We start from the raw sequence: 25,430 nt of genomic DNA, 5'->3' as shown, positions 1-25,430 counted from the left end.
TTTTATCTGTAACTTCTTGGTCCTAGAAAATTTGTAAAGGTGGTTTCTATTAGTCTAGTTCCACTAAAAACTCCTATTTCTAATTTTATTTTATCCTTTTTTATAGCTGAAGTATTTAACTCTATAAATAAAGTTCCTTCTGCTAAACTTTGTTTTGGAATTATAAAGTTATGATTTGAAACTAGTTTTATTTTACCTGTATGAGACAAAATTTTATAATTCACATCTTGAATATCTTTTATTGTTTTATTGATAACTTTGTAGGTATACACATTACTAATAATATTATTTTCTTTGTGTTCATATAATTGTCCTGGTAATCTTAAAATGTTAGCCTCTACTTCATTTCTTAAAAACAACATTCCTATTAAAATACCTAATAGTATGAATAATACGGCTGAATAGCTTTTCATTCTTGCTGAAAACTTAAATGTTTTCTTTTTAGCAATATTATCTTCACTTGCATATCTAATTAATCCTTTAGGCAAACCTATGTTTTCCATCATATGATCACATTCATCTATGCAAGCTGTACAATTTATACACTCTAATTGCGTACCATTTCTAATATCAATACCAGTCGGACAAACTACCACGCATTGTTTACAATCTATACAATCTCCTTTTCCTGCGACTGTTCTGTCTTCATTTTTTCTAAATTTAGCTCTTCCATTTTCTCCTTCTCCCCTTTTGTAATCATACGCTACATTTATAGTTTTGTTGTCTAATAAAACTCCTTGCAATCGGCCATAAGGACAGGCTATAATACATACTTGCTCTCTAAACCAAGCAAAAACAAAATAGAATACACAAGTAAAAATCATAAGAGATATAAGTGTTCTAATATTATCTAAGGGGTTTCCTTTAATAAAACCTATAACTGTATCACCTCCAATTAAATAAGCTAAAAAAACATTGGCAATAATGAAAGAAATGATAAAAAAAATAGACCATTTTAGAATTCGTTTTCTTATTTTTTCTGCATTCCAAGGTTGTTTACTGAGCCTTATTTGTTTTCCTCGATTACCATCAATCAAATGTTCAATTTTTCTGAAAACCATTTCTAAAAAAATAGTTTGTGGACAAATCCACCCGCAAAAAATTCGACCAAAAACAACTGTAAAAAGAATTATAAAGACGACACCTACGATCATTGAAATTACCAATAAATAGAAATCTTGGGGCCAAAATTGAAATCCAAAAATATTAAACTTACGTTCTAAGACATTAAATAGTAAAAACTGATTTCCTTTAATTTTTAAAAATGGTGAAAAAAGAAAAAAAATCAAAAGAAAATAACTTACATAGCTTCTATATTTATAAAACCTGCCACTTGGTTTTTTTGGAAATACCCAAGATCGTTTCCCATCTGAATTCATGGTACCAATGCTATCTCTAAAACTTTCTTTGTTGGGTATTTCCATGGTATTTCTATAAAAACCTAACCAATTATTCTTTTTAACTTTATTTGTTAAACTTTTTTCTTTTACACTTTATTATTCTTGAACCCATTTTTCCCCTTGAGCTATTTTTGCTTTTGCTGGAGTAGTTCCTTGCAATGAAATTACATAACTAGAAACTTTAGCTATGTCTGCTGCTTTTAAAGTTTTATTCCAGGCAATCATTCCTTTTCCATCTCTACCTCCATTAGAAATAGTCATAAAAACATTTTTAACACCACCACCAAGAAACCAAAATTCATCTGTTAAATTTGGACCTATAGATCCACCTCCATCTGACAAATGACAAGATGCACAGTTTAAATTAAAAACAGCTTTACCTCTTTTTAAATCTTTACTTTCTGTCAGTAGAGTTACGTTTTCAGCTGTAATTAAATCTGTAGCCGTAGATTTGTATTTATCTATTTCCGTTCTTGCCGCTGCTACTGCCTTTTCATATTCCATAATTTGATTATCTCCGTCTAAAACCTCAAACCTTATTAAATAAACAACTGCAAAAACAATAGTTGCATAAAACATATACACCCACCAAGGTGGAAGAGAATTGTCTAATTCTCTAATACCATCGTAATTATGGTCTAAAATAATTTCTTGCTCTTGTTCTATCGGTTTTACTTTTGTCCAAGATTTTATTAGCTTTTGAATCCAGGCATCTGCTGCTTCTGGCACAATACCCTCTTTTTCATTTTGAAATTGTCTTACCTTAGTTACTGCAATAATATTTACAATTTCTTTTAAAGCGACTACTAAAATTAATCCTATTAATGCCAACCAGACAAGAGGGTTTTCATAAAGATCAAAGGGGTTCTCATACACCATAAAAGATTTCGCAAGTGCTATAAACGTAACTATTACAAAAATTACATATACTGTGGATTGAAAATATTTTTTCATTTTTATTTATTTTACTAATGATCTAACGGTAAATTACTTACGGTATTTATATACTCCTTTTTTGCTGTAAAAACCCACCAAAATAAGGCTACAAAAAAAGTGAAAAATATTATTAGTGATATCATTGGATATATTTCTATACCGGTGATACTCTCCATATGATTTTTTACAAATTTTAACATATTTTCTAATTTTTATCGGTTTTTTGCTCGTCTTTAACTTTAATATCTGTTCCAAGTCTTTGAATGTAAGCTATGATAGCAACGATTTCTCTATTCTTCATTTCAACAAACTCTTCTCCATTTTCCTTTGCATACTTTTTATCATCTGCATAATTCTTAGCAAAATCTAAATCTTGATGTAAATTGTCTTCAATTTCTTTTCCTTGAACATCCATTGCAACTTGTGCATTTGCTATTTCTTCTTCTGAATAAGGAACTCCTAAAGCAACCATAGCTTTCATTTTACCTTCTGTATCAGATTTATCAAGGACATTCCTAATCATCCATTTGTAAGATGGCATAATTGACCCTGGAGATGTACTTTGTGGATCGTACATATGGTTTAAATGCCAACTATCAGAATATTTTGCACCAATTCTGTGTAAATCTGGTCCGGTACGTTTACTCCCCCATAAAAATGGATGGTCATACACGAACTCACCAGCTTTAGAATATTCACCATAACGCTCTACTTCACTTCTAAAAGGCCTTATCATCTGAGAGTGACAGCCTACGCAACCTTCCCTTATGTATAAATCTCTTCCTTCTAACTCTAAAGGAGTGTATGGTTTTACGCTACTAATTGTTGGTATATTAGACTTCACTAATAATGTTGGTATAATTTGAACAACACCTCCAATTAGGATTGCAACTGTTGCAAAAATTGTTAATTTAATTGGCTTTCTTTCTAACCAAGTATGCCAACCTTCACCTTTTGTTCTATATTTAGAAACCTTGGCTAAAGCCGCTGCTTCTGCTAGCTCATCTTCTACTCCACTGCCTGACTTTACAGTTTGTACAACATTGTATAACATTACAATTACACCTATTATAAACATAGTTCCTCCTATTGCCCGCATCCAATACATCGGAATAATCTCATTAACTGTTTCTAAGAAGTTTCCATACGTAAGAGATCCATCAGGATTAAACTGTTTCCACATAGAAGCTTGCACGAAACCGGCAACATACATTGGTAAAGTGTATAATATAATTCCTAAAGTTCCTATCCAAAAATGGAAGTTTGCTAATGGCACTGAATATAATTTTGATTTAAACATTCTTGGTATTAGCCAATACAGCATTCCAAAAGTGAAGAATCCATTCCATGCTAGTGCACCAACGTGAACGTGTGCAATAATCCAATCAGAAAAGTGTGCTATTGCATTTACATTTTTAAGCGATAACATTGGGCCTTCAAAAGTTGCCATACCATAACCTGTAATTGCAACCACCATAAACTTTAAAACAGGATCTGTTCTAACTTTGTCCCAAGCACCTCTTAAAGTCAATAAGCCGTTTATCATCCCCCCCAAGAAGGAGCAATTAACATAACAGAAAATGCAACTCCTAAATTCTGAGCCCAATCTGGTAATGAGGTGTATAATAAATGGTGCGGTCCTGCCCAGATATATATAAAAATTAAAGACCAAAAGTGCACTATTGATAATCGATAAGAATAAACAGGTCTATTTGCAGCTTTTGGAACAAAATAGTACATCAAACCTAAAAATGGTGTTGTTAAAAAAAATGCAACTGCATTATGACCATACCACCATTGCACAAGAGCATCTTGAACGCCAGCATAAACAGAATAACTTTTTAAAAAACTTACTGGTAATGCTAAACTATTAAAAATATGAAGCACAGCTACAGTAACAAATGTTCCTAAATAAAACCAAATAGCAACATATAAATGACGTTGTCTTCGTTGTAAAATTGTCCAAATCATATTTACACCGAATGCAACCCAAACTAACGCTATTAAGATGTCTATTGGCCATTCTAACTCTGCATATTCTTTTGAGCTAGTGTACCCCAAAGGAAGAGTAATTGCGGCTGCAACAATGATTAATTGCCAACCCCAAAAATTAAAATTACTTAAAAAATTACTTGCCATCCTCGCTTTTAACAATCGCTGAAGTGAATAATAAACTCCTGCATAAATTGCATTTCCTACAAAAGCAAAAATTACAGCATTAGTATGTAAAGGTCTTAAACGTCCAAAACTTAGCCAGGATATGCCGTCTGTAAGATTTGGAAATAAAAACATAAAAGCTAATAGTAAACCTATACTAAACCCTACTATTCCCCATAGTAATGTCGCATAAATGAATTTTTTTACGATTTTATTATCGTAATAAAATTGTTGCATCTCCATAATTTAATGTATTAATATTTAGTTAATTTTCTTGTTTTTCTTTACGAGTTCATCATCAAATAGCATGCGAACAGATGGCGTATATGAGTCATCATATTGCCCTCTTTTTACTGAATAAATAAATGCTATAAAAAATATTAATGCCACTAAAATACTTAAGGTAAGTAGTAAATATATTACGCTCATATCTTGCCTGATAATTTAATATTTCAAAAATAGTTTTGATACAATTCTTAATATATGACTTTTATCATATTTGAGTTTTTAACAAAAAAAAATCAAGAAGATTAATAATATTGTTGTTTATTTTGGTAAAAAAAAGTTTCTATAAAATTGTTTTAAACACTTTAAATTGTCATTGAAAATAGTTTTGTTGCCGGTTCTTTTTCTTGCAACCTTTTATCAAAAGCCATGCAAATATTTCTTACAAAAGGTCTAGCATGTCCTGGAATTGAGAGAGAGTTTTCTTCAATTTTCACCAAACCATCTTTTTGCAGTTCTTGTAAAAGACCTAAGTGCATTTCAATATTTTTGATTTGAGTTGATTTTTCTTCCCAAGAAGTAGCAAAATGACACATTATATTTAAAATATGCCTTCTTATAATTTGATCTTCCACGGATAATAGATGTCCTCTATAAACTGCAATTTCTCCTAAATTTACAATTTGTTGGTATTCTTTAACCGTTTTTACATTTTGTGCAAATCCATACCAAGAATCAGAAATTGCTGACATTCCTAAACCAATCATTAATTGAGTTTTGTTGGATGTGTACCCCATAAAATTTCTATGCAATGTTTTGTTGATTGTCGCCTGATATAAACTATCGGTCTTTAACGCAAAATGATCCATACCAATTTCTTCATACTGCAATTCAGAAAATAGTTGTTTTCCAATTTCATATAACTCTCTTTTTTCTTCATTTTTTGGTAAATCGTTTTCATTAAATCCTCTTTGACCTACACCTTTTACCCAAGGCACATGAGCATAACTATAAAAGGAAATTCTATCTGGCTTTAATTCTTTTGTTTTATCGATTGTATAAATAACGTTTTCTTTGGTTTGAAAGGGCAAACCAAAAATTAAATCGTGACTTACTGATGTGTAGCCAATTTCTCTAGCCCATTTTGTAACTCGTTCTACAACTTCAAAAGGTTGAATTCTATGAATTGCTTTCTGAACCTTCTCATTATAATCTTGTACGCCAAAACTGACTCTCGTAAACCCAACATCAAACAAAGTTTGCAACTGTTCTTTAGTTGTATTACTTGGATGTCCTTCAAAACTAAATTCTGATTCTGCATGTTTTATTGCATCTTTAAACACTCCATCAATTAAAACTTTTAAATTCTCTTTAGAAAAAAAAGTAGGTGTCCCTCCTCCTAAATGCAACTCTTTAACAATGGGTACTTCATCAACCAAATCAACATATAATTTCCATTCTTTTAAAACCGTTTTGATATACTCCTCCTCTACTTCATGACGTTTTGTAATGTGTTTATGGCAAGCACAAAATGTACACAAACTCTCACAAAAAGGTAAATGAATATAAAGACTAATACCCTCTAATTTATTGCTCTCATTAAAAGAATCTCTAAATGTTTTAATCCATTTTTTTTTGTGAACGTTGCTTCGTCCCAAAAAGGAACTGTAGGATAACTAGTATACCTTGGACCTGGAATATTATATTTTTGAATTAGTGATTTTATCATTTTTATATTATTCCGTAAGTTCTAAGGCAATTTCAATCATTTCTTTAAAAGTATGTTCTCTTTCTTCTGAGGTAGTTCTTTCTTTGGTAACCAAACTATCAGAAATTGTTAAAATTGATAATGCATTAACATTATGTTTTGCTGCAACTGTATACAAACCAGATGTTTCCATTTCTACACATAAAACTCCGTAATCTGCCCATTTTTTATAACTTTCAAAATCATCGGCATAAAACTCATCAGAACTTAAAACACCTCCAGCTTTAATAGGAATATTTTTTTCTTTCGCAACTTCAATCGCTTTTTGAAGTAATTTAAAACTTGCTGTTGGTGCAAAATCTGCTCCACTAAAACGAATGGTATTTAATCCTGAGTTCGTAGAAGTTGCCATAGCCAAAACGATATCTCTAATCTTAACTTCTTTTTGATATGAGCCGGCAGAACCTACTCTAATCAAATTTTTGACTCCATATTCATTAATAAGTTCATGGCAATAAATTAAGGTGGATGGAATCCCCATCCCTGTGCCTTGAATAGATATTTTTTTACCTTTATAAGTTCCTGTAAAACCTAACATTCCTCTTACATCATTGTATTGAAAGCTATCTTCCAGAAAAGTTTCTGCAATCCATTTCGCTCTCATAGGATCTCCTGGTAATAAAACTGTTTCAGCAATTTCTCCTTTTTTGGCTTCTATATGTACGCTCATAATTATTTGATTTTATTTCCTATTAAATTAGTTGAAATTGTTGTGAAGACAACAACACTTATGGAGCTTAAAGGCATTAAAATTGCCGCTACCACCGGTCTTAACTGACTTGTTACCGCAAAGTACAATCCAACAACATTGTAACAAAGTGATAATAAAAAGCAATATTTTATAATTGTCATTGCTTTTTTTGATGCCTTAAAAAAATCTTCAATTTTATCAAATTGTGAAGCATCTAAGATAGCATCACATGCTGGGGAAAAAACATTGATATTTTCTGATAAAGAAATACCTACATTACTTTGTGCAAGAGCTCCTGCATCATTTAAACCATCACCAATCATAGCTACATTTTTATTTTCTTTTTGAAATGCAGCAACCACCTCTAATTTATCATTTGGTTTCTGGTTAAACAATAATTTGGTTTCTTTTGGGAAGTTTTCTTGTAAAAAATCTTTTTCTCCTTCATTATCTCCAGATAGTACAGCTAAATCATATTCATTATTTAAGGATCTAAATAGTGAATTCACTCCTTTTCTGTATGAATTTTTAAAAGTGAATTTACCGTTATAAATATTATTAAAACTGATATGCACTGAGGTGTCTAAAGACTTAATTTCATGATCATTATTGACAAATGAACTTGAACCTAATTTTAATTTATCTTCTTTATACTTAACTTCAATTCCGTGACCAACAACTTCTTTATAATTAGAGATTGCAATTGTTTCTACTTCAGCAAAAGTCTTATATAAAGCTCTGCTCAAAGGGTGATTAGAAGCTCTTAAAGCACTTTTTAAAATGGTTTTTTCTTGATGATCCAAAGCAGTTCCATTATAAGAAATTGTTTCTTCTTTACTAGTTGTTAACGTTCCTGTTTTATCAAATATTATAGAATTTATACTTGCCAATTGTTCAATAACAGTTGCATTTTTTAAGTAGAATTTTTTCTTTCCAAAAATGCGTAAAAGATTTCCTAAAGTAAAAGGAGCTGCTAATGCAATTGCGCAAGGACAAGCAATAATTAAAACTGCTGTAAATACATTTAATGCTTTTGAAGCATCATAAAACAGCCAAAATAGAGTTGACAAAAAAGCAATACTTAAAACAAAAATTGTAAAATTTTTACTGATTTTATCTGTTAATGTTTTAAAGGAAGAAGATTTGTCTTTATTAAAAACATCATTACTCCAGAGTTGTGTTAAATAACTTTGAGAAACTGATGCTAAAGCTTCTATTTCTAAAACTCCTGAAAGTTGTTTACCACCAGCAAATAATTTATCTCCAGATTTTTTAGAAACAGGCACAGCTTCACCTGTCACAAAACTGTAATCTATTTGTGCTTTTCCATTGATAAGAACACTATCAACAGGAATTAATTCTTGATTCCTAATCAATAATCTATCACCTTTTTCAACTTCATAGATTTGTATATTTTCCTCTTTTTGATTTGATATAATTTTGGTTACTGCAATTGGAAAATAGGATTTATAATCACGTTCAAAAGACAAGAAATTATAAGTTTTTTGTTGAAAATATTTTCCTAAAAGAAGAAAGAAAACTAAACCTGTTAAGCTATCAAAAAAGCCAGTTCCTAAATCAAAAATTATTTCAATCGAACTTCTAATAAACAATACAGAAACTCCTAGAGCAATAGGTACATCAATATTTAATATTTTAGAATTTAGACCTTTATAAGCCGAAATAAAATAATCATTTGCCGCATAAAAAACTACTGGTAGTGAAAAGAAAAACATTAACCATCTAAAAATATTTTTATATTTTTCTATCCAAAAACCATCCACTTGAAAATATTCTGGAAATGATAAAAACATAACATTTCCAAAAGCAAAACCTGCAATTCCTAATTTATAAATTAAACTTCTATCTACATCCTTTCTGCCTGTCTCATAATCTTCTAAACTAATATAGGGATCATAACCAATAGCAGTCAATAAAAGGACAATTACTTTAAGAGATATTGTTTCTGAGTTAAAAGAAATCCTTACAGTTTTCTTCAGAAAATTTACTTGTGAAGAAGAAATTTTTGTATTTAATTTATGTAAATTTTCCAATACCCAAATACAAGAACTACAATGAATGTGAGGAATGTATAAGGTTACTATTGCCTTATTTCCGTCAATAAAATCTAATAGTTTTTCCTGTATACTGTTATTTTCAAGAAAGTCATACTTCCCTTCAATTTCAGAAGGAATTGCTCCTGGAGTATCTTGAAAATCGTAATAGCATGTTAAATCATTTTCAAAAAAAATTTCATAAACTGTTTTACAACCATTACAACAGAAAAACTTATAATCTAACTGAATATCAGCATTCTTACAAGAATCTCCACAATGATAACAATGTGTAGTCTTCATATTTACTCTTTTGCCTAAACAAATTTCTGATAAGATTTGAGTTTAAAATATGATTTTTGTCAGTTTTTGAATATATTTGGAACAATAATAAAGACCTTCAGTCAATGAAAAACTGTGAACAATGCATAGTACGTAGACTTAATTCTCTAAAACACCTTTCTAAGGACGAGTTACTGAGGATGGCGGCTTGTAAAACATCTAAAATCATTAAAAAAGGCCAACCTATTTTTGAGGAAGGTGAGCATATTAATGGTGTTTTCTGCATTAAAAAAGGAATTTGTAAAGTCTCCAAAATGAGTGAAAACGGAAAGAATCAAATTGTAAGTTTGGTAAAACGTGGAGATTTAATAGGTGAAAGAAGTTTAGTTTCTGATGAAGTTTCTAATCTAAGTGCCTTTGCCTTAAATATTATGTAAGTGTGTTTTATACCTAAAGATGAAATAATAAAGGATTTAGAAAAAAACCCTGACTTTACTATGGATATTCTAAAAACTATGGCTAATTCTTTAAAAAAATCTGAAAATTCAGTTGTAAACATGGCACAAAAAAATGTGAAACAACGATTAGCTGAAACACTTTTAAACTTGCATTCAGAATTTAAGACAAACCAAGAGAATGCTATAAACATTCATCTTTCCAGAGAAGATATTGCAAATATTATTGGCACGGCAACTGAATCTGCAATTCGATTATTGTCAGATTTTAAAAAAAAAAGAAATTATTGCATTTAAAGGAAAAGATATTATTATCGTTAATAAAATTAAACTGGAAAAAATAGCTCAAGGTTTTTCCGATTATTAATTTTAAATCTTCATTTTTTATAATTTTAAGTTTTAAACTTCTTAAAATTTATTACTCCCCATAAAGCGTTGTTTTTTAGATTTTTAATTATTTTATACAAAATTATATAAACTACTTAGAAATCTATTTTTTTATCATCAATTTTAATTTATTTCTTTTTTGTATTGCTCTTATCATTTATAATTTTTTAAAAGTTTTACTTACATTATCTTTGTAGCATACACATATAAATTATGAAGAAGCTAATTATTTTTTTATTGGTAATAATTTTATTTATTATTGGTTTTGGAAAATACAATCAATACAAAAGGTATCATTCCCCTGAAGTAAATTAAAATTGATGACAAAAAGCTAGATCTAGAATATTATAACCAAGATCTAGTGCTAAATTATTATGAAGCTGTTGAAGAATTAGATAGCTATATTATGTTAGAATGGTCTGCAAAGGATATCGATGTAAGAGCTCCAGAAAATGATGATATCCAAACAAAAACGGCCGTTAAGAACTATTCAAAAAAATTAGCAAAAGTAAATTACTATGAAGCTAGGCTTGTAAACTCGTTTAAACATAAAGAAAAAGGTCTTTCGAATAAAGAAATAAAATTCTTGGAAGAAAATGGAGTTGATATAGAAACGTATAGAAATCGAGAAAAATTTTTAAAAATTCAAAGTTTATTCGACCCAAACATAAATTTGTACAAAGGTGAAAAAAATGCAATAATTTTTGAAGTACAAAAAAGATTGGTAACACTTGGTTATAATATTACTATTGATGGTGTGTACAGAATAGAAACTTTAAAGGCTATTAAAACTTTTGAAGAAAAAAATAATCTTTTAGCGGATGGTTATATCGATGCTTTATCTTTAGAATTGCTGTTTAAATAGATTCAATAATTTATATCTTTATTAAATCCAATGTTTTTCTACGTTGGATTTTTTTTGTTTCAGTCTCTAAAAACTTCTCTACAAAATAAATTTCTTTTGGAATCTCAAACTTTAAAAGTTCAGATACATTAAAATTGAGGTTTTTTCGATTTCCTTCAATAATCAAAATTAATTTTTCGCCTAGGGTTTCATCAAGTTTTCCTGCAACAAAAAATCGATTACTAATAATTTTTGAAAGCGCCTTCTCTATTTTTTCTGGATGTAATTTAATTCCTCCTGAATTAATTACATTATCAAAACGACCTAACCACTCAAATTGTGTGTCTGAAACAATTTGTACTACATCATTTGTGAAAACAATTTCATCAGCAACTTTTAATGCTTTAATAACTAAACAATTTCTAGCATCTACATAAATTTGAACATCTGGTAATAATTCATAGAAATTAGGAATTACATTAATCCTATTTAACTTTTTTACTGCAATATGAGTTATGGTTTCTGTCATACCATAAGTAGCATAAATAACCGTTTCAACATTCTTTAATTTACGCTCTAATACTTTTGATACGACTCCTCCTCCTACAACCATTTTTTTTATCAAATTAATTTTAGACAAAGAATTTTCAAGTTGTAAAGGAACCATGGCAGAAAAATCATATTGCCTACTAACTTTTTCTAAAGGGTTAGAAGTTGATTCAATAACATCCAATTCCCAGCCTAAAGTAATCGCTCTAATCAACATTAATTTACCAGCAATGTATTTTACTGACAAACACAATAAAGCTGTTGTATTCTCTTGTAAACCGAAATAGTTCCCTGTAGCTTTTGCAGAATTCAGAATATGCTCCTTTTTCAACAAAATTGATTTAGGAATTCCTGTAGAACCCGAAGTTTGAACGGTTATACTTTTATCAGCAGAGAACCAACTTTGTAAGAATTCGTGTATTTCATCTGACAAACCTATTGTATAATCGAAAATTTCATCAACAGAAGAAAAAGAGACTCCATTTAATTTAAAACTTTTATGAAATTTATTTTGTTCTAATTTCATCTAATCAGCTATAATTTCTTCAAAATTTACTGGTTTAACAACTTTACCAGTTAGTTTTTCTAACCAGTTTTTCCATCCATATTTTTTAGCAAACAACAATAATATTAAGGGATACAAAACAAAAACAGGTAAAAACATTTCCCAAGTTAAAGAGGGTTCTGAGGTGTCTATAAAAAGCGCGTCAGTTTGAAAAACTGTCCAATCGGTAGTTATTAAAAAAGCTGCAAACATATTATTTGAGGCGTGCAGGCCTAGCGCTAATTCTGTGCCTTCATCCATTAAAGTTGTAATTCCATAGAAAAAACCAGTACCAATATAAAAAACCATCGTTATACTACCTAACTTTTGGACTTCTGGATTTGCACCATGTAATAAGCCAAAACAAACTGATGTGATGATTAGCGGAGCCCACTTGTTTTTTGCTAAAACTCCAATTCCTTGCATAAAATAACCCCTAAACAGCAACTCTTCAAGACTCGTTTGCAAAGGAATAAATATAATTGAAATTGCCACTAAAATGAAAAAAGGTTTTGCATTAAAATTATAAGTATAATTTTCTGGAGCTAATAAAACACCTATAATTGAAAGCAAAACGACTATAGTTCCCCAGCTTAAAAAACCAAACCAAAAACGCTTCCAATCAATATTTTTTCGACTGGTAACAATAGATGTTACAGTTCTTTTATGAATATATTTAATCGCAATAATTAAAAAAAACAGGCCTACAGCAAACATAATAAGCATTAAAAACAAAAATAAATTTTTGTTCATACCTAAAGTCATAAAATTATCTGCAGCAGCATTTAAAAACTCTGTGATATTTTCTGAATATACTGCAGCCGAAATTATTAAAGGAACTACTCCAATAATTTGCCATCCAACAAAAACTAAAATAATAGTTAAAACCCAATGATACCATTCATTCTTTCCTGTAAAACCTTGTTGTATATAATTCATTTTATTTTATAATTCAAAAATTTATTCAAAACTACGTTATATTAAAGTCCCAATTTATACTTGGGTTGTATTGTATCGTTCCATTTTTTACTTTTAATGGACTTATAAAATTATTGGTAAACAAACTACCTGTTCCTAAACCTTGAGGTAAAGTGCTTTGCAATGTATACGTAAATTGTGCAATTGCACTTAAGCCTATATTGCTTTCTAAAGCAGAAGTAATCCACCAATCACATTTATTTTGCTCTGCAAGTCTAATCCATTCTTTACTACCAGCAAAACCACCAATTAAACTTGGCTTTAAAATAATATATTGTGGTTTTATCGTCTCTAATAATATATTTTTCTCTTTCTTAAAAAATACACCAATTAACTCCTCATCTAGTGCAATTGGCAAAGGTGTTTTAGAACATAATTCTGCCATTTCTTGAACCTGACCTTGTTTAATTGGCTGTTCGATAGAGTGTATTTCTAACTCCGATAATCTATTTAATTTCTCTAACGCATTTTTTGAGTTAAAAGCACCATTAGCATCAACCCTTAATTCAATCTCATTGGATGAAAATTCCTTCCGGATAGATTTTAGGAGCTCCAGTTCCGCCTTAAAATCGATAGCACCAATTTTCATTTTAATACAAGAAAAACCAGTTTCTAATTTTTCCTTAATTTGATTTTTCATAAACTTCTTCTCTCCCATCCAAACTAAACCATTAATAGGAATTGATTTTTTTCCTTTGGTAAATTGGGATGGAAACAACTCAAATGAAGTTTCAGACTTCAGGGATAAAAAAGCTTGTTCTAATCCAAATTGAATTGATGGAAACGCCCATAGTTCTTTTAGTAAAAAATCTAAACCAAGATTAATATTTTGACAAGCCCAACTCAATTTTTCCTCATAATTCGAAAAATCATCTATGCTTAAACCCCTAAACAAACCTGTTTCTCCAATACCTTTTTTACCTTTTTTATCTAAAATGATAAACCAGGTTTCTTTAGTTCTTAAAACTCCACGTGAAGTACCACTTGGATTTTTAAAATTGAGAATATATTTTTTGTAATTAGCTTTTATCAAAATTCAAGATTGGTTTTTTCCGCGAATGTTTTAAAATTATTCAAATAAGTTTGATCTTGTTTTTTGAAGGTTCCTTTAAAATATGGAAACATGCACGCCATTAAATAAGATTCACTTCGACAACTAGAGTTTAAAGTAATATATGTGAACCCACCTTTTTTTGTAAAAATATAATCGTCCCTTTTCAACATATTTTCAGCATCAAAAAATAACGTTACTTTTTCATTTGGGACGTAAGCAATTATTTTTTGTGTCATGGTAATTTCTTGCCCTTGATTGTCTACCACCATTTTATAAAGACTTCCGGTTTTACCCACGTTCTCTTTAATAATAGTAAAAGATTTTATTTCCGGAATCCAATTTTTAATATTTTCTGAGTTATTAAATATTTGAAAAACATCTTCAATAGATTTATTTACAGTAACTTGAGTTGTGTAAGTTGTTTCTTTTATGAACAGACCTGTCGCAAGAAAAACAACAATTACCGCTGTAATTATACCTAAAATTATTTTTATTGTTTTCATAATTATGGATTAAAAAATTTGGCCAATTCCAAAAAGAACAGCAAATAAAAATGTACTTAATGCTACTTTTTTAAGTTCACTATCTAATTTCGCAGGAACTTTATTTTGTGCCACTGTCTTAATATTTTTAATTAAAGGAACAAAAGAAACCAAAAAAATTAGTTGATACAACGATTTAAAATCTAAAAAGACATACAGTAAAGCTGATGCTAAAGCTCCTATTATTAAAAAATAATGATATTTTTTTGCCTTGTCACTTCCAAATTTAACAACTAACGTATTTTTGTTATTCTTTTTATCTTCTTCTCTATCTCTTAAGTTGTTTAAATTTAACACCGCAGTACTTAACATTCCTATTGAAATTCCAGGCAAAAATATGGCTATATTAATATGTTTTGTGAATAGAAAATAGCTTCCTACAACACTTAATAATCCAAAAAATAGAAACACAAAGACATCTCCAAAACCACTGTAACCATAAGCTGAATTACCAACTGTATACTTTATAGCTGCTGTAATTGATATAATTCCTAAGCCGAAAAACAAAATGGAATATCCGAAATTTTCTTTTCCTAAAGCTACATAAATAAGTAATAATGCCATTATTAAAGTAATAATTGTAGTCAGTATCATCGCAGTTTTCATTTGCATTGGTGCAATTGCTCCTGATGCCACCATTCTTGCTTCTCCAGTTCTATTTTTATCCGAACCTTTTATTCCATCTCCATAATCGTTGGCAAAATTTGATAATATTTGAAAACCCATTGTTGTTAAAATGGCCAACCAGAAAGTGCTAGATAATAAGACAGAAGGTGCATCATTTAATACTGAATGATTATGACTTAATTGATTGCCAAGAATACTTCCAACAATAATTCCAGAAACAGATAAAGGCAAAGTTCTTAAACGTGCTGCTTTTATAAAACTTTTTACATCCATAAACTTTTGCTTGTTTCAACTTTAAATAAAGTATGATTATAAATTTGTATTGCATCGTTAAAATGAATACAAGGAATTTTAATTTTCCCTGAAGCAGTCTGTAGAATAAGATCTGCAACATTACTTCTTTCTTGAAAAATATTTTGTTTCATCTTAATATTCTGAACCTTAAAAATTTCTAAATAAGTTAAATGAGTTTCTAATAGACCACTTCCCACGAGGAGCATTGATTCCGAAATTTTATAATAACGCTTTTCCACTTTTTTAAGTATCAAAAATATAATTAGAGGTGCGATCACAACTACAGAATACAAAACTTCTAAAGAATCAACAACATAGACTAAAACTGTATATAAAGTGATTGTAAAAAATGAAAGTATAAAAAACAATCGTTTTTTATAATAGTTATCTGTTCGTTTCTTTTCAGAATTTTCAAGCTGAGCTGTGTTAAATAAGCTTGATTTAACAGTTTCTACTTGATTTCGTTTGCAACCCACAATTCTAATGAGTTTATTTTTTTTAACATTTATTTTACCACTAACAGCTTGTTTGAAAGTAATAAACGAAATGCCAAAAAGTCTTTTAATAGGATTTGTAGAAATGGTAATACTTTGTACTTTCTGTTTTTTTAAAACTATAGATTTCTTTGTTAATAAACCTTGATTAATTTCGAAAGCATCCTTTTTTAGATATGCAACTAAATTAAAATGAATAAGAAATACTCGAACAAAAGAACTTATTAATGCACTTATAGTTAAAATAATTATACAAATTATAATAATTAAAATACTGCTAGAAATAGTATTTGTATTTTTATCTATAAATCCGTCCAATAAATCCCTATTACCTAAACTATCAAAAATTTGCTGAATTTGTTGAAAAAAACCTAAAACAATCGCTAAAAATAAAAATAAACTTTGCAAGTGATTTTGAGTTAAACTCACTTTTAAAAGCGCTAAAAAACTGACATGAATTAAAGGTTTTGACTCTTTTGTACAATCTATCTCTTCATTTTTTTTAGAAACTTCTGTTATAATTTCTTTCAATGCCTTTGCCTTTTCCAGAGATACTGCTCTGATTGCAATCTCTGTCTTACTAGAACCTGCTGTTTCTAAACTTACTTCAAAAACATCAATAACTTGCTGAATAATATTCTGTTTAAAATTTACATTCTGTATTCTTTCTAAAGGAATAGACGTATTGGTTTTTTTTAGAATTCCTTGCTTCAAGATAAAATGTTCTTCTGCAATTTTAAATTGAAAGTTTTTAAAAACCAAATAAGCTCTTATTAAAAGAAAAACTAAAATGAGTACTACACCAGCATACATATAATTTAATCTACCATCAGAAATTTCTGAAAAATCTTTTAAAATAAGAAATAAGAGAATCCAAGTTACCTTTATACATTTTATAATTGAATTAATGTAAATAACAAAAATTCCTTTAGGAGATTGTTTTGAAAAGCTAGAAAAATCAAAGGAATTATTCATCAATTTTTGTAATAATGAATTCTTTAAGCTGAATTGCAACCTCTTTTTTTAGTCCTTTAACAACTAAATCATCACTACTATCTCCAGCAGTGTAAACACTTAAAGATGCTAATCCAAAGAGACGTGAAATAGGTTTTTCATCAATTTCTACATGTTGTATTCTTGAAAAAGGTACTGTTGTTATTTTCTTAATTAACAATCCTGATTTATAAGAAATATCTCTTTCTCTTAATGCATATTTTTTCATTGGAAAACCTAGCTTTAAATACAAAAAAATAAATCCAAAAATAATTATAAAAAATGTATACAAAAGAATTGTGTATGCTTTCAACTCATCCAAAAACAAAAATTGATGCAGTAAAACTAAACCTATAAAAAGTGATATGAAAAATAGAAAATAAACAACAAGGATTACCTTAAAATATTTTCTATCGATCTTTTTAAACTCAATTTTAGTAATGTCAGGTAATTCTAAAACTATATTGTTAAAAAAAGCTGCCATTGTATTTACAATTTATTAGCTTCAGCTATTAACTCTGCAATATCTTTTACTAAAACTTCAGCTTCCTTTTCTTTAAATTTAATTCCGTCGGTCATCATTGTATTGCAGTAAGGACAGCCGGTTACAATAATGTTTGGTTTGGTTTTTAGAGCATCTTCTGTTCTTAAAACATTAATTTCTTTATCACCTTTCTCCGCGTCTTTAAACATTTGAGCACCTCCTGCACCGCAGCATAAAGCTGTCGCTTTATTCCGTTTCATCTCTGTAAGATTCACACCCAACCTTTTTATTAACTCTCTTGGAGACTCATATACCTCATTGGCTCTTCCTAAATAACAAGGATCATGAAAAGTCACTCTTTTTCCCTTGAGAGTATCGTCATCAATTTTTATACGACCTTCAGAAATTAAATTTTGTATAAACTGCGTATGATGAAAAACTTCATACTTACCTCCTAAACTTGGATATTCGTTTTTTAAGGTATTAAATGAGTGAGGATCGCAAGTAACAATTTTCTTAACTTCATACCCATTTAAAACTTCAATATTCATCATTGCTTGCATCTGAAACAAAAATTCGTTTCCTGCTCTTTTTGCCGCATCACCTGTAGATGATTCTTCAGTTCCCAAAACTGCAAAATCTACATTTGCTTGATTCAATATCTTTACGAATGCTCTCGATATTTTTTTTGCTCTATCATCATAACTTCCAGCTGCGCCAACCCAAAACAACACTTCTGGTTGTTTACCTTTCCCCATCATGTCTGCCATTGTTGGTACGTTCATAATTTTGATGTTTAAATTGTTTATATGTTGATGTTATACTTCTTTTGACTCTAATTTATCTTATTTTTAAATCAGTTACTGCATGATAAATACAGCTTTAAAAGCTGCAATATATACTACTACTCTTCATTTGCCCAATTCAATCTATCTTGCTGATTGTATGGCCATGGAGCACCATTATTTTCGATGTTGGTCATCATCATATTTAATTCTTGGGGTGCGGCACTTTCTTCCATCACTAAATACCTTCTCATATCCATGATTATGGATAATGGATCTATATTTACCGGACATTCTTCTACACAAGCATTACAACTTGTACATGCCCATAATTCCTCTGGTGAAATATAATCGTTTAATAATTGCTTTCCATCATCAACATAAGTCCCTTTATTTGCATCGATATTTCTACCAACTTCCTCCAATCTATCCCGTGTATCCATCATGATTTTTCTTGGAGAAAGCTCTTTACCCGTTAAGTTTGCAGGACAAGCTGATGTGCACCTTCCACACTCTGTACACGTATATGCATTTAATAATTGAACCCAATTTAAATCAGCAACGTCACTTGCACCAAATTTTTCGGTCACAGTTTCTTCTGTTCCTTCTTCTGGCATTGCATAAGGATCTGCATCTGGATCCATCATTAATTTTACCTCATTGGTAACAGATTCTAAATTTGTGAATTGTCCTTTTGGATTTAAGTTTGCAAAAAATGTGTTTGGGAATGCTAACAAAATGTGCAAATGTTTTGAATAAAATAAGTAGTTTAAGAAAACTAGAATGCCTAAAATGTGAATCCACCAAGAAGTTCTTTCTATTGCATGCAATGTTTCCGGAGAAAACCCATCAAATAATGGGACAATAAATTGACTTATAACATTTCCCACTCCTGCCTCTTGAAATGGAGTGTCAGTAGTATTCATCACTAAAAAAAGTGTCATTAAAACCATTTCGAAATATAAAATTATATTTCCATCCATTTTAGGCCAACCTTTCATTTCTTTGCTCAAAAATCTTTTAATGTTTGCGAGATTTCTACGCAACCAAAAAATTACAACAGCTACAAAGACTAAAGCTGCTAATATCTCAAAAAAACTTATTAAAAACCCATAAAATCCATCACCTAAAATATCTTTAAAAATCCTATGCGTTCCAAATAAACCATCAATAATAATTTCTAAAACTTCAATATTAATGATGACAAAACCAACATACACTATAATATGGAGAAATCCCGAAACTGGTCTTTTCACCATTTTAGATTGCCCAAGAGCAATCCTCATCATGTTTTTTAAACGTTCTGACTTATTATTTGTCCTATCTATATCTTTTCCTAGCTTTATATTTCTAAAAATTTTACGAATATTCATCACAAAAAAACTGATACCAGCGGTTAATGCGATTGCAAAGAGAATGTTTGGTAAATATTGCATAATGTTTTAAATATATTTTTTGAAACGAATCTTATTGATTGGTTTTGTTATTTTTATTATTCTCTTCGTTAAAAGATTTTGCTCTTTTACCAAATAAAGAAAAATGCACAAACCTCTTTGGATTCAGCTTTATTTCTCTTAGCAAATATTCCAATTCTTTAGAAACATTTGTTAGGTTGTTGTACATAGCATCATCATTAATCAGTTTACCCAAAGTACCTTTTCCTTCATCCATACCTTTTAATAAAGAATTTACAGATGTCAGTGAAATTTCTGCTTTCCTTATAATTTCTCCAATATTTGAGTTCGCTAAAGTATCTGTTACTTTTAATAAATTTTCAGTTATATTTTTTGTGTTAACCAAAGTTTCTTTAAAACTAACAGAAGATGAATCTATCATTGAATTTACAGAACTGAGTGTTTTTCTAATATCAACAATTGTAAACTCTAAACCTTTTACAGATCTTTTAATGCTTTCTGATGTTCTCTTATCTAAAACACTATTAATTCTTTTAAAAAGTGTGTCTGCACTTACAATTACATTTTCTAATTTTGCTTGAATAGGATCTAATTTTTCTCCAATAGAAGTAAATAAACTTGATTCTATTTCTCCCTTTAAAAAATCACCAGAAACTGCTGGTTCACCGGTAAAATTAGGAATAATAGCTAAATTAGAACCGGATAATGGATTAGGAGAATAAATTTTTACGACACTATTTTGAGAAAACTCAAAATCATTTTCTAACGAAAACCGAACAACTAAATGACCTCTTTTTTCTATCTTGTCGTTAAAATCTATATCTTCAACTTTACCTACTTTTAATCCATTTATAGTAACTAAACTAGCCTCTGTTAAACCACCAACATTCGTGTATTCTACATTATAGAACCTCTTATTCGGTTTGAAAAAATCTTGTCCTTTAAGAAAATTAAATCCCCATATAAAACCAACAATAATAATAATTAGAACAATTCCTGTTTTTAATTCTTTAGACATTTAGAGAGATTTTACAACAAAATTACTAATAATTTTTGGTTGAGGCTACCAAAACTACTGCATTTTCTTTGCTTCTTTAACAGAGATTTTTTCTCCGCTTTTAAAAGCAACAATAAATGCGGATGAATACCCTTTTTCTTTGGCAATTTTTAAAGCTTTTAAAACTTCTTTATATTCATAGGCATTACCGTAATAATATTTATAATATGAACCAACTTTAACTACTTGAACTTGTTTAAGATTTTTAAAATTATATGGTTTTGTTGAAATTTTATTTTTTCCAGATGCAATTTGAATTTTATACTCAACATTATTTTTAAAATTTTCTTCATCCTTTAAAACTTCAACAACCGTGTTTAATTTTAAATGGTTTACATAATTTTTAATCGCATTCGTAATAGCTTTCCCCATTTTTTGCTGTCCTGCCTTAGAGTTAAGATATCTACCTTCGTTTTTATTTGTTAAAAAACCTAATTCTATCAAAACACTTGGCATGATAGTTTCTCGTAAAACTTGAAAATTATCTTGCTTCACTTTTCTATCTAACCTTTTTAAACTCTTAGTGAAATTTGTTTGAATTAAACTTGCAATTTCTAAACTTTTATCTAAATTTTCTTCTTGCAGCAATGATAAACCGATCACAGATTCTGCAGAATTTGGATCAAATCCTTTATATTTTTCTTTATAATTATCTTCTAAAAGTATTACAGCATTTTCTCTTTTCGCAATTTCTAAATTCTTTTTATTTCCTCTTAAACCCAGAACAAAAGTTCCTGCTCCATAGGCATTAGATGTATGAGAATCACAATGAATGGATACAAACAAATCTGCTTTTGCCGTATTCGCAATATCTCCTCTTTTCCATAAATCAATAAAAAGATCTTTACTTCTGGTATAAATTACATTAATAGCTTTATCATTTTTTAATTCATCACCAACAATTAAAGCTACTTTTAGAGCAATATTTTTTTCTTTGTAACCATTCCCTTCATTGCCTGGGTCTTTGCCACCATGACCCGCATCCAAAACAATTGTGTAACTTTTTTGCGCATAAACAAATGTTGATGAAAAAAAGAAAAATGATATAAAAAATATTAAAAAAAACAAGTTTTTCACTTTGGTATCAAATTTATCCATTTGTAGAAAATTCATCAATAAAATTTAACTAATTTTGGCAACTTTAATTTGGTAGGCCAAATATTGAGCCATACTTTTACTTTATTACAAAAATAGTATTTATAGCATTGCAAACAAACCTATCATACATACTTTTATTTTGCAGTTTCTTTTTTATAAAGACAAGTTTTTCCCAGGATATAAAGTCTAAAGAAAAAACTATTATAGCATTACCAAAAAAAGACACTATATTTTTAAAGAAAAAGGATTCTTTATATAGTTCTAAAAAAGACAGCTTACTTCTTAGAAACAAGGATACAGTTTCTATTGATTCCATAAAACCTAAAGAGAGTGTTGAAGACATTATAACCCATGTTGCCAAAGACTATAAAATACAAAACGCAAGAGATAAGACTGTTACCCTGTATAATGAAGCAAATATAAAATATACAGATATTGATTTAAAAGCAGGAATTATAATTATTGATTACAAGAAAAATACACTTTTTGCCAAAGGAATTAAAGATAGTACAGGCTATGCTCAAAGACCTATATTTAAGCAAGGAAATGAAGAATCTGAACAAGATTCAATGATTTATAACTTCAAAAGTAAACGTGCTATAATTTACGGTTTAAAAACCAAACAAGGCGAAATGTATACATACGGTAAAAAAACAAAACGTGTAAATGATTCAACCGTCTATATTAGAAAAATAAGATTTACAACTTCCGATAAAAAAAATCCTGATTATTATATATCAACAGACAAAGCAAAATTAGTGCCCGGTAAAAAAATTATTGTTGGTATCAGTAATTTAGTTTTAGCAGATGTTCCCACGCCATTATTTTTGCCTTTTGCTTATTTTCCAATGACAGAAACGAGTGTTTCTGGATTTTTAATTCCATCTTTTGATACGGGAAGTAGTAGTAGAGGAATTGGTTTTCAAAATGGAGGATATTATTTTGCCTTAAGTGATTATGCAGATTTAACTGTTTTAGGTGATGTATATTCCAATGGTAGCTGGGGTTCAAGAATATCATCAAATTATAAAAAACGCTACCATTTTAATGGTGCTTTTAGTTTTAATTTTGAAAACATTATTAAAGGTATTAGAGGTTTTGACAATTACAGTAAAGCAAATAATTTTAATATTAGATGGTCTCATAGTCAAGATTCAAAAGCAAGTCCGAACTCAAGGTTTACAGCTTCTGTTAATTTAGGTAGTAGTAGCTTCTTTAGAGAGTCACTCAATCAATTTAATGTTGCACAAACACAAAATAACACCTTTAACTCATCCATAAATTACAGTAAAACTTTTGTTGACACTCCCTTTAACATGGCTGTAACGGCATCTCATCAGCAAAACACAAATACAGAAACTATTACAATGACCTTGCCTTCATTAACCTTAAATATGAATAGAGTTTATCCTTTTGCAGGTAAAGGTGGTGTTAAAAAGAATCCAATTCAAAAGTTAGGATTCAATTACAACATGCAAGGTCAGTATTTGATTAATACTACGGATGACGAGTTCTTTACAAGTAAAATGTTTGAAACTGCAAGATCTGGAATGCAACATAGAACAAGTACAAGTACAAATATAAAAGCTTTTAAATATTTTACATTATCACCAACTGCCAATTATGAAGAAACTTGGCAATTTGATTACATCAATAAAGAATATGATATTACTGATAATGTTATTGTAACGGATACTTTAAGAGGATTTAAAACCTACAGAGAGTATAATATGGGTGTAAGTTTATCAACAAATATTTACGGTACTTTTAACTTTAACAAAGGAAGATTAAAAGCCATAAGACATACTTTTAGACCAACTGTATCTTATTCTTATAGACCAGATTTTAAAGATAAATATATTAAAGAGGTGCAGCAAAGCGCCCTTGCTTCGGACCTAAAACAATATACTATTTTTGATCAAGGAATTTATGGTTCTCCGTCAGCTGGGTTAAGCAATTCTATAGGTATTTCTTTAAACAATGTTCTAGAAGCTAAAGTTGCACCTAAAGATCCTGATAGTGATGAAGAAGATGAAAAAATAATGCTTTTAAACAACTTAAATTTTAATTCTTCCTACAACATTGCTGCAGATAGTTTACGTTGGTCTAATGTAAGTTTTTCAGCTGGGACAAGATTACTTAATGACAAATTAGCATTAAATTTTAATGGGTCTTTAGATCCTTATCAAGTTAATGATGAAGGAAGAAGAATTGATAAATTTAATCCTAATATTTTTAGGCTAACCAATGCAAACCTAACTGCAAACTATTCTATTTCTAGTACCGATTTTGATAAAAACAAAGAAGACGGGAAAGATAACGATGATAGACAAAATGGAAATGGTGCTAATAATCCTCCAGATGTAATGGGTGCCAATATTGATCCTACAAATAGACGAGGAGTACAAAACACCCAGACTAAAAGTAAAACTTCAAAAACCGATTTATATAAAGCTAAAATACCATGGTCTGTAAATTTAGTATATTCTGCAAATTATAGGAATAATGGAGTTGAACCTGGAGAAATTGGAGTGCATACCTTGGGCTTTAGCGGAAATATTGAGTTATCTCCTAAATGGAAAGTTGGTTATTCTTCAGGCTATGATGTTAAATCCGGAGCTTTTTCCTTCTCAAGATTTAACTTTACAAGGGATTTGGATAGCTGGCAATTCAATTTTAATTGGGTTCCTTTTGGTAGAAACTCCTCTTACACATTCTTTATAGGTGTTAAATCTTCAACTTTAGCTGATTTAAAGTGGGACAAAAATAAACCACCAGATAGAAGGCTGTTTTAACTCTATAACTATTGACTATTAATAGAATGAAAAAATAATAACTCTGAAACTTTGAAATTACATGAAAAAAATAATAACAACGGCAAAGGCACCGGCCCCAATTGGACCTTATAATCAAGCAGTTTTAAGCGGAAATACTTTATACACTTCTGGACAAATTGCAATTAACCCTGAAAATGGAGAGTTGGTTTTAGATTCTATTAAAGTTGAAACAAAACAAGTGATGGAAAATATGAAAGAAGTTTTAGCGGCTGCAGAAATGACTTTTGAAAATGTTATAAAAACCTCTATCTTTATTTCAGATATGAATAATTTTTCAGAGATAAATGCTGTCTATGGAAGTTATTTTAATGAAGAAACAGCGCCTGCAAGAGAAACCGTAGAAGTAGCAAACTTACCTAAATTTGTAAATGTAGAAATTAGCGCTATAGCAATTAAGTAGGCTTATGAATTTAATACAAAAGTAAAAACCTGATAACTTTGATGCTATCAGGTTTTTTATTCATTCGAATTACTTTTTTT

Annotated in this window: 22 protein-coding genes and 2 pseudogenes; 5 read left to right on the top strand and 19 right to left on the bottom strand. The window is 29.5% G+C overall.

Annotated features, from left to right (window positions below; translation table 11 throughout):
* Positions 1 to 2: 2 nt before the first annotated feature.
* From ccoG to BLT88_RS07060, 8 genes and pseudogenes are all read right to left on the bottom strand, one after another.
* Positions 3 to 1,424: a cytochrome c oxidase accessory protein CcoG gene (ccoG, locus tag BLT88_RS07095; RefSeq protein ID WP_091953915.1), complete on the bottom strand. Its 1,422-nt coding sequence runs from the start codon at positions 1,422 to 1,424 to the stop codon at positions 3 to 5.
* Between the two features lie 72 nt (positions 1,425 to 1,496).
* Positions 1,497 to 2,354 (bottom strand): cbb3-type cytochrome c oxidase N-terminal domain-containing protein, encoded by an 858-nt coding sequence (locus BLT88_RS07090; protein ID WP_036786145.1) that lies wholly within the window; start codon positions 2,352 to 2,354, stop codon positions 1,497 to 1,499.
* Between the two features lie 14 nt (positions 2,355 to 2,368).
* On the bottom strand, positions 2,369 to 2,536 hold the full coding sequence (locus BLT88_RS14355; protein WP_091953914.1) for a CcoQ/FixQ family Cbb3-type cytochrome c oxidase assembly chaperone: 168 nt from the start codon (positions 2,534 to 2,536) through the stop codon (positions 2,369 to 2,371).
* 5 nt (positions 2,537 to 2,541) lie between these two features.
* Positions 2,542 to 4,736 (bottom strand): annotated as a pseudogene (ccoN, locus tag BLT88_RS07080) (cytochrome-c oxidase, cbb3-type subunit I).
* Positions 4,737 to 4,754: 18 nt separating this feature from the next.
* Complete coding sequence (gene ccoS, locus BLT88_RS07075; RefSeq protein ID WP_081958162.1) at positions 4,755 to 4,922, bottom strand: cbb3-type cytochrome oxidase assembly protein CcoS; 168 nt, start codon at positions 4,920 to 4,922, stop codon at positions 4,755 to 4,757.
* 161 nt (positions 4,923 to 5,083) lie between these two features.
* Positions 5,084 to 6,447 (bottom strand): annotated as a pseudogene (gene hemN / locus BLT88_RS07070) (oxygen-independent coproporphyrinogen III oxidase).
* Between the two features lie 7 nt (positions 6,448 to 6,454).
* The gene (deoD, locus tag BLT88_RS07065) at positions 6,455 to 7,156 is read right to left on the bottom strand and encodes a purine-nucleoside phosphorylase (RefSeq protein ID WP_091953912.1); all 702 of its coding nucleotides are present in this window, start codon (positions 7,154 to 7,156) and stop codon (positions 6,455 to 6,457) included.
* A gap of 2 nt (positions 7,157 to 7,158) precedes the next feature.
* Positions 7,159 to 9,534 carry a heavy metal translocating P-type ATPase metal-binding domain-containing protein gene (locus BLT88_RS07060; protein ID WP_091953911.1) on the bottom strand — a complete coding sequence of 792 codons (2,376 nt, stop codon included), beginning with the start codon at positions 9,532 to 9,534 and terminating at the stop codon, positions 7,159 to 7,161.
* Positions 9,535 to 9,638: 104 nt separating this feature from the next.
* Here BLT88_RS07060 and BLT88_RS14510 point away from each other — a divergent pair, with 104 nt between their 5' ends.
* From BLT88_RS14510 to BLT88_RS07050, 3 genes are all read left to right on the top strand, one after another.
* The gene (locus tag BLT88_RS14510) at positions 9,639 to 9,950 is read left to right on the top strand and encodes a Crp/Fnr family transcriptional regulator (RefSeq protein ID WP_368086539.1); all 312 of its coding nucleotides are present in this window, start codon (positions 9,639 to 9,641) and stop codon (positions 9,948 to 9,950) included.
* On the top strand, positions 9,951 to 10,265 hold the full coding sequence (locus BLT88_RS14505) for a Crp/Fnr family transcriptional regulator (RefSeq protein WP_368086538.1): 315 nt from the start codon (positions 9,951 to 9,953) through the stop codon (positions 10,263 to 10,265).
* A 451-nt stretch (positions 10,266 to 10,716) separates the two neighbouring features.
* A complete protein-coding gene (locus tag BLT88_RS07050; RefSeq protein WP_091953909.1) occupies positions 10,717 to 11,220 on the top strand; it encodes a peptidoglycan-binding protein in 504 nt (167 codons plus the stop codon).
* A 10-nt stretch (positions 11,221 to 11,230) separates the two neighbouring features.
* Here BLT88_RS07050 and BLT88_RS07045 read toward each other — a convergent pair whose 3' ends face one another.
* The 11 genes from BLT88_RS07045 to BLT88_RS06995 form a co-directional block, all read right to left on the bottom strand.
* A complete protein-coding gene (locus BLT88_RS07045) occupies positions 11,231 to 12,274 on the bottom strand; it encodes an AMP-binding protein (RefSeq protein ID WP_091953908.1) in 1,044 nt (347 codons plus the stop codon).
* Positions 12,275 to 13,231 (bottom strand): CPBP family intramembrane glutamic endopeptidase, encoded by a 957-nt coding sequence (locus BLT88_RS07040; RefSeq protein ID WP_091953906.1) that lies wholly within the window; start codon positions 13,229 to 13,231, stop codon positions 12,275 to 12,277. It lies immediately after the preceding gene.
* 31 nt (positions 13,232 to 13,262) lie between these two features.
* The gene (locus BLT88_RS07035; RefSeq protein WP_036786121.1) at positions 13,263 to 14,303 is read right to left on the bottom strand and encodes an o-succinylbenzoate synthase; all 1,041 of its coding nucleotides are present in this window, start codon (positions 14,301 to 14,303) and stop codon (positions 13,263 to 13,265) included.
* Entirely contained in the window at positions 14,300 to 14,827 is a 528-nt protein-coding gene (locus BLT88_RS07030; protein WP_091953904.1) for an SRPBCC family protein, read from the bottom strand. Before BLT88_RS07030 ends, BLT88_RS07035 begins: the two co-directional genes overlap by 4 nt.
* 9 nt (positions 14,828 to 14,836) lie before the next feature.
* On the bottom strand, positions 14,837 to 15,766 hold the full coding sequence (menA, locus tag BLT88_RS07025) for a 1,4-dihydroxy-2-naphthoate octaprenyltransferase (protein ID WP_091953902.1): 930 nt from the start codon (positions 15,764 to 15,766) through the stop codon (positions 14,837 to 14,839).
* A complete protein-coding gene (locus tag BLT88_RS07020) occupies positions 15,757 to 17,256 on the bottom strand; it encodes a PH domain-containing protein (protein ID WP_091953900.1) in 1,500 nt (499 codons plus the stop codon). Before BLT88_RS07020 ends, menA begins: the two co-directional genes overlap by 10 nt.
* Positions 17,249 to 17,758 (bottom strand): PH domain-containing protein, encoded by a 510-nt coding sequence (locus BLT88_RS07015; RefSeq protein WP_091953899.1) that lies wholly within the window; start codon positions 17,756 to 17,758, stop codon positions 17,249 to 17,251. Before BLT88_RS07015 ends, BLT88_RS07020 begins: the two co-directional genes overlap by 8 nt.
* A gap of 5 nt (positions 17,759 to 17,763) precedes the next feature.
* Positions 17,764 to 18,543: a (Fe-S)-binding protein gene (locus tag BLT88_RS07010; protein WP_091953897.1), complete on the bottom strand. Its 780-nt coding sequence runs from the start codon at positions 18,541 to 18,543 to the stop codon at positions 17,764 to 17,766.
* Positions 18,544 to 18,662: 119 nt separating this feature from the next.
* Positions 18,663 to 19,979, bottom strand: a complete 1,317-nt coding sequence (locus tag BLT88_RS07005) for a (Fe-S)-binding protein (RefSeq protein ID WP_091953895.1) — start codon at positions 19,977 to 19,979, stop codon at positions 18,663 to 18,665.
* Between the two features lie 31 nt (positions 19,980 to 20,010).
* Complete coding sequence (locus BLT88_RS07000; protein WP_036786092.1) at positions 20,011 to 20,976, bottom strand: MlaD family protein; 966 nt, start codon at positions 20,974 to 20,976, stop codon at positions 20,011 to 20,013.
* Between the two features lie 54 nt (positions 20,977 to 21,030).
* A complete protein-coding gene (locus BLT88_RS06995; protein WP_091953893.1) occupies positions 21,031 to 22,128 on the bottom strand; it encodes an N-acetylmuramoyl-L-alanine amidase in 1,098 nt (365 codons plus the stop codon).
* A gap of 92 nt (positions 22,129 to 22,220) precedes the next feature.
* Between BLT88_RS06995 and BLT88_RS06990 the strand changes: the two genes are divergently transcribed.
* Positions 22,221 to 24,908 carry a putative LPS assembly protein LptD gene (locus tag BLT88_RS06990; protein ID WP_172824274.1) on the top strand — a complete coding sequence of 896 codons (2,688 nt, stop codon included), beginning with the start codon at positions 22,221 to 22,223 and terminating at the stop codon, positions 24,906 to 24,908.
* 61 nt (positions 24,909 to 24,969) lie between these two features.
* Complete coding sequence (locus tag BLT88_RS06985; RefSeq protein ID WP_036786087.1) at positions 24,970 to 25,350, top strand: Rid family detoxifying hydrolase; 381 nt, start codon at positions 24,970 to 24,972, stop codon at positions 25,348 to 25,350.
* Positions 25,351 to 25,430 lie beyond the last annotated feature (80 nt).

The organism is Polaribacter sp. Hel1_33_78 (assembly GCF_900106075.1).
Lineage (GTDB): Bacteria > Bacteroidota > Bacteroidia > Flavobacteriales > Flavobacteriaceae > Polaribacter.
This window is presented reverse-complemented; position numbering and strand designations above follow the sequence as displayed.